The 7,282-nt window shown below is 56.9% G+C and carries 5 protein-coding genes; 2 read left to right on the forward strand and 3 right to left on the reverse strand.

Features of this window, described 5'->3' with window-relative positions; translation table 11 throughout:
* Positions 1–136: 136 nt before the first annotated feature.
* Entirely contained in the window at positions 137–1,564 is a 1,428-nt protein-coding gene (locus tag ACVLVH_RS14095; RefSeq protein ID WP_192412640.1) for an MFS transporter, read from the forward strand.
* A 215-nt stretch (positions 1,565–1,779) separates the two neighbouring features.
* Here the strand turns inward: ACVLVH_RS14095 and ACVLVH_RS14100 are convergent, their stop codons facing one another.
* From ACVLVH_RS14100 to ACVLVH_RS14110, 3 genes are read right to left on the reverse strand one after another with little or no spacing between them, the layout of a single operon-like run.
* Positions 1,780–3,099 carry a c-type cytochrome gene (locus tag ACVLVH_RS14100; protein WP_192412641.1) on the reverse strand — a complete coding sequence of 440 codons (1,320 nt, stop codon included), beginning with the start codon at positions 3,097–3,099 and terminating at the stop codon, positions 1,780–1,782.
* Positions 3,100–3,110: 11 nt separating this feature from the next.
* Positions 3,111–4,895, reverse strand: a complete 1,785-nt coding sequence (locus ACVLVH_RS14105) for a GMC family oxidoreductase (RefSeq protein ID WP_101762364.1) — start codon at positions 4,893–4,895, stop codon at positions 3,111–3,113.
* Positions 4,896–4,897: 2 nt separating this feature from the next.
* Positions 4,898–5,632: a gluconate 2-dehydrogenase subunit 3 family protein gene (locus ACVLVH_RS14110; protein ID WP_192412644.1), complete on the reverse strand. Its 735-nt coding sequence runs from the start codon at positions 5,630–5,632 to the stop codon at positions 4,898–4,900.
* 296 nt (positions 5,633–5,928) lie between these two features.
* On the opposite strand from ACVLVH_RS14110, the gene sbmA reads away from it, so the two are divergent.
* Positions 5,929–7,164, forward strand: coding sequence for a peptide antibiotic transporter SbmA (gene sbmA / locus ACVLVH_RS14115; RefSeq protein WP_192412646.1), 1,236 nt, complete (start codon positions 5,929–5,931; stop codon positions 7,162–7,164).
* Positions 7,165–7,282 lie beyond the last annotated feature (118 nt).

Genomic DNA, 7,282 nt, shown 5'->3' on the forward strand with positions numbered 1-7,282 from the left:
AAATGTCACCGTCCCGCCTCTCGGCAACTCTCAGCGAATTTATTATCCTGCTATTCCTTCGCTTGCTAACGGTTAATCATTTTTAAAACCCATCTCAGCCGTCAGCGGGTTCTGCAAACACGAGGTATACATAATAATGACAACCATCACGTCGACAGGGATGGCGAACGATCACATGAGCGCGGATCGCCGTACCTTAGCCGGGCGCATTGATGCGCTGCCCTCGTCCGCCGGCCTGTGGCGCTTTATCACGCTGCTGGCGCTGGGCGGCTTCTTTGAGCTCTACGATCTGTTTGAAACCGGCTATATCAGCTCCGGCCTGGTGGCGGCGGGCGTGTTTCATACCGGTTCTGCGGGCGTGTTCGGCATCGCCGACCAGGCCGCATTTGCCTCGGCCACCTTCCTCGGTTTGTTTGTCGGCGCGAGTTTGCTTGCGCCCTACGCCGACCGTTTTGGTCGCCGCCTGACCTTTATGTGCGCGCTGGCGTGGTACGGCGCGTTTTCGCTGCTGATGGCGTTCCAGCAGAGCGCAGAGATGATTATCCTGTTCCGCTTCCTGGTCGGCATTGGCCTCGGCGTCGAGCTGGTGACCATCGATACCTATCTTTCTGAATGGGTACCGGCGCATCTGCGCAGCCGCGCGTTCGCCTTCTCCTTCTTTATCCAGTTCCTGTCGGTACCGACGGTGGCGCTGATGTCGTGGTGGCTGGTGCCGCAAACTATTCTCAGCCTCGAAGGCTGGCGCTGGGTGGTGATCGCCGGTGCGGTCTGCTCGCTGGTGATCTGGCTGATTCGAAAAAACCTGCCCGAATCGGCGCGTTGGCTGGCGCAACAAGGACGGCATCAGGAAGCGCATCAGGTGCTGAGTGCGATGGAAAAGCGCTGTGGTATCGCATCTCCCCTTCCCCCAGTTGTGGGGGAAGGCCGGGATGGGGGACGGTTCGCACCTGAGCAACCTAAGCAAGGGCGTTTCAGCGAGATTTGGGCACCGGCCTATCGCAAGCGCACGCTGATGCTGGTGGTGATGAACTTCTTTCAGGCGATCGGCTTTTTTGGCTTCGGCAACTGGCTGCCGGCACTGCTGTCGGGCAAAGGCGCCACCGTCACGCACAGCCTGCTGTATGCGTTTTTCATTACGCTGGCCTACCCGCTCGGCTCGCTGATTTGCAGCCGCTACGCCGATAAGCTCGAGAATAAATGGCAGATCGTGTTTTCATCGCTGATGACGGTGGTGTTCGGCACGCTGTTTGCGTTTATGACCCATCCGGTGCTGATGATCATCTGTGGTTTCCTGATCACTTACAGCAATGCATGGCTAACCTTCAGCTATCACGCTTATCAGACCGAGATTTTCCCGACGCACATTCGCGCCCGCGCGGTGGGTTTCTGCTACTCGTTTAGCCGCCTGTCGACGGTGTTCAGCAGTATTTTGATTGGCCTTATTTTGCAGTATGCCGGCAGCCAGGGCGTGATCGCCTTTATCGTGCTGAGCATGCTGATTGTGATGCTGTCGGTGGGGATTTACGGGCCGAAGACCCGTGGGATGGATTTGGAGAATATTTGAGGGTTGAGCGTGCTGGCTGTCCCGGATCGTGCTGGCTGCCCCAGATCGTGCTGGCTGTCCCCCATCCCGGCCTTCCCCCGCTAGCGGGGGAAGGAGACGCTGCCACATGCAGCTTCAGAACTACCATATAGCAGCATCTTCCTCCCCCATTAATGGGGGAGGACCGAGGAGGGGGACAGCGAGCACGGGATGGGGGACAGCGAGCACACAACGGGTTACTGCCCTTCCAACACCTTAATATCCGCATTACCCTGCTTTGGCTGCACGGTTTCGTCTTTACGCAACTCGGCCACATCTTTCGCCGACACGCTCGACTTCACGTCATTGCCCCAGCTGCCACGGATAAAGTTCACCACATCCGCCACCTGCTGATCGTTCAGACGCCAGCCGAACGCCGGCATGGTGATCGCCGTGGGTGCGCCTTTCACGCCCGGCAAAGTGCCGCCGACCAATACGATGTGAATCAGCGAGGTCGGATCATCTGCCATCACCACCGGATTGCCGCGCAGCGCCGGATAGAAGCGCTGATAGCCGCTGCCGTCGGTTTTGTGACACGCCGCGCAGCTATCGACATACGTCGATGCGCCTGGCTGGCTGTCGTCACCTTTCCACAACGCCTGAGACACCGCATCATCCTGCTTAAACACCGCTTGATTCGGATCTTTCGCGCCGAGGGATTTCAGATACTTAGCAATCGCGCTGATATCCTCATCGCTCAGGTACTGCAGGCTGTGCTGCACCACATCGGTCATGCCACCGAATACGGCGGTGTGATCGTTGCGGCCAAAGCGCAGGAACTGCCTGAGATCCTCTTCGCTCCAGCGGCCTAAGCCATCGCGGTTATCGCCACGCAGGTTGCTGGCGGTCCAGCCATCAATCGGCGCGCTACTGCCGGCAAGATAGTTGTTGCCTTCGCCGTTGTTGAGCGCTTTTTCCTGCATGGTGATGCTACGCGGCGTATGGCAAGCGCCACAGTGACCGAGACCTTCCACCAGATAGCGACCACGTGCCAGCTGCGGATCTTCCTGTGCCGCCGGCTGGAACGCTTTCACATCCGGCGCAAAGATGCCGCGCCAGATGGACAACGGCCAGCGCATCGACAGCGGCCACGGAATGTCGCTCTCTTTGTTGGCCTGCGCCACCGGCTGCACGCCGTGCATGAAGTAGGCGTAGAGCGCCTTCATGTCGTCATCGCTGACCACCGCGTAAGACGGATACGGCATCGCCGGATAAAGCGTGTCGCCGTTTTTCGCTACGCCGTGACGCACCGCTTTCTGGAAATCGTCGTAGCTGTAGTCACCAATCCCGGTGGTTTTATCCGGCGTGATGTTGGTGGAGTAAATGGTGCCGATCGGCGTCGCCATCGGCAGTCCACCGGCAAACGGCTGGCCGCCCTGCGCGCTGTGACACGCCACGCAGTCGCCCGCGCGCGCCAGATACTCACCGCGCTTCACCAACGCGTCCGAACCTGCTTCGTCCGCCACTGCGGCGAACGTCATGGTGCCCAGAAACAGGGCTAAAATGCTTTTAATCATCGCCGTGTTCCTTATGCCTGTACCAGCGGGCCGGGGTTCTTCAGATACTGTTCACGAATCGCTTTGGCTGACCAATAGGTCAACGCGGCGACCATGCCCGTAGGGTTGTAGCCGAGTCCCTGCGGGAAAGCCGACGCACCTGGCACAAACACGTTCGGCACATCCCAACTCTGCAGGTAACGGTTCACCGCGCTGGTTTTCGGATCTTCACCCATGATCGCGCCGCCGCTCATGTGCGTGGTTTGATACACGGTGGTGTCGAAGTGCGAGCCCGGCCCTTTCGCGCCGCCGATGATCATTTTCGGGTTCATCGCTTCGGTGATTTTGCGCATCTTACCGATCATGAACTGCGCCATCTTGATGTCGTTATCCTGCCAGTCAAAGGTCATACGCAGCAGCGGCTGGCCGTAGGCATCTTTGTAGTTCGGATCGAGATCGAGATAGTTGGCGCGATACGACTGGTGCGCGCCGTGCGCATCCATCGAGATGTGATGGTTATAGGTATCCGCGACCGCAGATTTCCACTGGCTGCCCCAGTTTGGCGTGCCTTTCGGCGTCGGCAAACCCGAGATCGGCTTGGTACCGGCCTGGTTCACCCAGAATGGCGAACCGCCCACGAAACCGTGCGGACCGTGATCGAAGTTGTCGGCGTTGAAATCGTCCACCGCCACACCTGCGCCACCGGCACCGATAAACGGGTTGGTGGTGGTGTTTTTATCGAACAGCGCTTTCAGCGTCGAGATGTTCTGATAGGCGAAGTTACGCCCAACCACACCTTCGTTGGAAATCGGGTTATACGGCTTGCCGATGCCGGAGAGCAGCATCAGATGCACGTTGTGGAACTGGAACGCCGACAGGATCACCAGATCCGCAGGCTGCACCACTTCGCGGCCCTGACCATCGAGATAGGTCACGCCGGTGGCGCGCTTTTTATCGTCGGTCAGATTGACGCGCAGCACGTAGGCGTTGTTGCGCAGCTCGAACTTCGGTTCCTGACGCAGCGCGGGCAGGATATTGACGTTCGGCGAGGCTTTGGAATACATGTAGCAGGCGTAACCGCTGCAGAAACCGCAGAAGTTGCACGGGCCCATCTGTGCGCCGTAGGTGTTGGTGTAGGGGCCTGAGGTGTTGGCCGACGGCATATCATAAGGGTGATAACCCACTGATTCCGCCGCTTGCGCGAACAGCTGCGCCGAGTAGGTGCGCTTCTGCGCCGGCAGCGGGAAATCGCTGGAGCGATCCGGCGCGTACGGGTTGCCGCCTTTCTCTTTGCCCAGCAGTTTGCCTTTGATTGACCAGGCGCTGCCCGAGGTGCCGAACACTTTCTCGGCCTGATCGAAGAAGGGTTCCAGCTCGTCATAGTTGACGCCGAAATCCTGAATCGTCATGCCTTCCGGAATGAAGTTTTTACCGTAACGCTGCTCGTAATGGCTGCGCAGGTTCAGTTCTACCGGGTCAACACGGAAATGCACGCCTGACCAGTGCAGACCCGCGCCGCCGGTGCCAGTGCCGGGCAGAAACGCTGCCAGCTGGCGATAAGGTACGGCGGTTTGCGAGGCATCGTGACGAATCGTTACGGTGCTTTTCGACAGATCCTGGAACAGCTTTTTGCGGATGTTATAGGTCAGTTCATCGATCGACTGCGGATAGGATCCATCCGGGTAGGTATCGCGATGCGGACCGCGCTCCAGCGCCACCACATTCAGGCCCGCTTCGGTCAGCTCTTTCGCCATGATGGCACCCGCCCAGCCGAAACCGACGACGACCGCATCCACTTTTTTCAATTCATTTGCCACGCTTACGTCCTCTCCCCGCGAATATCCACTGACGGGAACGGATAACGTTCGCCGCGTTCTACCCAATCCATAAAGTCAGCGCGTGCGCCTGGGAAGCCAATCAGCTTCCAGCCCACCATGCCCTGGTTGCCGCCGTGGATCGGATCGCTGAAATAGCCCTCGCGGGTGTTTTGCAGCAGGAAAGAGAAGAAGGTTTTCGCTGGCAGCTGCGGGAACTCGGCCGTGCCGCTTTCAAACGCGGTCAGCAGCGCGTCTTGCTGTTCGCCCGTCAGCTCGGCAAACACTTTGCCGTGCTGTTTTTTGCTCCAGCCATCGGCATCGGCGAGGCCGAGACGGTAGATCTGCTGCGGCACCAGCGGCAGCTGATAACCCAACTCTTTTGGCAGATCGGGATTGAACGGGCCTTGCATGTACCAGTTGTTACCGGTGGCATACGGCGTGTTCATTTGACGATCGATAAATTCCGGCACGCCAGCTTCCAGTGCGCCAGGACCGCGTTCGTCGTTGGGGATCAGGCGCGCCACGGCCGCAGTAATAAAGGCAAACTCTTCGGCGGTGAACCAGGAGGGCTGGTAGCTACGCGCCTGTTGTGGTGATGCGTTTTGTTCTGCTGCCCCAGCGGCCATTGGTGCCACCAGTGCGCCCATCGCCGTACTGCCCACCGCCATTGCCGGCGCCAGGGTGATGGTTCTCAGCAGAAAATCCCTGCGAGTGTGACCATTTTTTTGTTCTGACATGACATTGCCTCAGTACCACATATAATGCGGCATGAAAGTTAAGTAGTTGCGTTGTATTGTTTTTTTATTGATAGCTTAAGGGATACAGCAGCACTGTTACCGGTAACAGTACAAATATTGTAACACCATTGCTGTGGATAATTTAGTTGCTAGAAACAAATTCGCACTAATTACTTAACAATTGCCGCTGTCGTTTTACATCGCAGCGGCGAAACTGACATCGTCTGATACAACCCACAACAGACAGATAGAGGTCTGAAGCGGTATAAAAGCGTACACACAACAGCGGAGTGCCTATGTTTAAGTCCTTTTTTCCGCGGCCAACGCTGTTTTTCAGCTCAGCTGCGATTTGGAGTTTGCTGGCGATTTTTGCCTGGTTTGGCTTTTTCAGTGATTTCCCGGCGCGCTGGCCTGCACTACAGGCGGCGATGCACGAACCTTTGCCAACCAATGCCAGCCGTTTTATTCACATCAGCCAACTGTGGTTTTACGCCTATTACTGGATCGTTGCCGGCCTCTTTGCGCTGGCGTGGCGCGTGATTGATAACCATCCGTGGCAGCGCTGGTCGGTTTGGGGGGCTGCGTTAATCATCTTCATTACCTGGTTTAGCGTGCAGGTGAGCGTGGCGATCAATGCCTGGTACAATCCGTTTGGCAATATGATCCAAAAAGCGCTGAGCAAGGCGAATGCCGTCACTATTGAGGAATTTTACCATCAGCTCACCGCTTTCCTCGGTATCGCGCTGATCGCGGTAGTGATTGGTGTAATAAGCTCCTTCTTTATCAGCCACTGGATATTCCGCTGGCGTACTGCGATGAACAACTACTACATGCATAACTGGCAACGCTTACGCCACGTGGAAGGTGCTGCGCAGCGTGTCCAGGAAGATACCATGCGCTTCGCCGGCACACTGGAAGATTGGGGAGTGAATTTTATTCAGGCGATCATGACGCTGGTGGCATTTCTGCCGGTGTTGGTCGCACTGTCACCCAACGTTAAAGAGGTGCCAATTCTTGGCAATCTTCCTTACGCGCTGGTCATCGCCGCCCTGCTGTGGTCAATTTTTGGTACGGGTTTACTGGCGCTGGTAGGTATCAAGCTACCCGGACTGGAATTCCGCAATCAACGGGTTGAAGCGGCCTATCGTAAAGAGCTGGTGTACGGGGAGGATCATGCCGATCGGGCGGCTCCGCCAACGGTGGCAGAGTTATTTAGCCGCGTACGCCATAACTATTTCCGCCTCTATTTCCACTATCTGTACTTTAATATCACCCGCATTCTTTATCTGCAGGTCGATAATCTGTTCGGACTGTTTTTACTGTTACCGTCGATTGTGACCGCATCCATTACGTTGGGCATGATGAACCAAATCACTAACGTGTTTGATCAGGTGCGTTCGTCATTCCAGTATCTCATTACCTCTTGGTCGACGCTGGTTGAGCTGATGTCGATCTATAAACGTCTGCGCAGTTTCGAGCAGATTTTGCAGGATATTCCACACGAAGAGATGATGCGCGAAGCCGCGGAGTAAGGTGGTAGTGCGGTGCGGTCTGGTGCCCTCACCCCGGCCCTCTCCCTGTACAGTCCGGGGACATGGTAGACAGGTGTTCGGGGACATGGTGAACACTTTTTAACATCCTTTACCCATG

It is taken from the genome of Kluyvera sp. 1366, assembly GCF_054823405.1.

Bases quoted from the DNA above. Each gene is read 5' to 3' on its own strand.
- ACVLVH_RS14095 (WP_192412640.1), top strand. From the start codon at position 137: ATGACAACCATCACGTCGACAGGGATGGCGAACGATCACATGAGCGCG.
- ACVLVH_RS14100 (WP_192412641.1), bottom strand. From the start codon at position 3,099: ATGATTAAAAGCATTTTAGCCCTGTTTCTGGGCACCATGACGTTCGCC.
- ACVLVH_RS14110 (WP_192412644.1), bottom strand. From the start codon at position 5,632: ATGTCAGAACAAAAAAATGGTCACACTCGCAGGGATTTTCTGCTGAGA.
- sbmA (WP_192412646.1), top strand. From the start codon at position 5,929: ATGTTTAAGTCCTTTTTTCCGCGGCCAACGCTGTTTTTCAGCTCAGCT.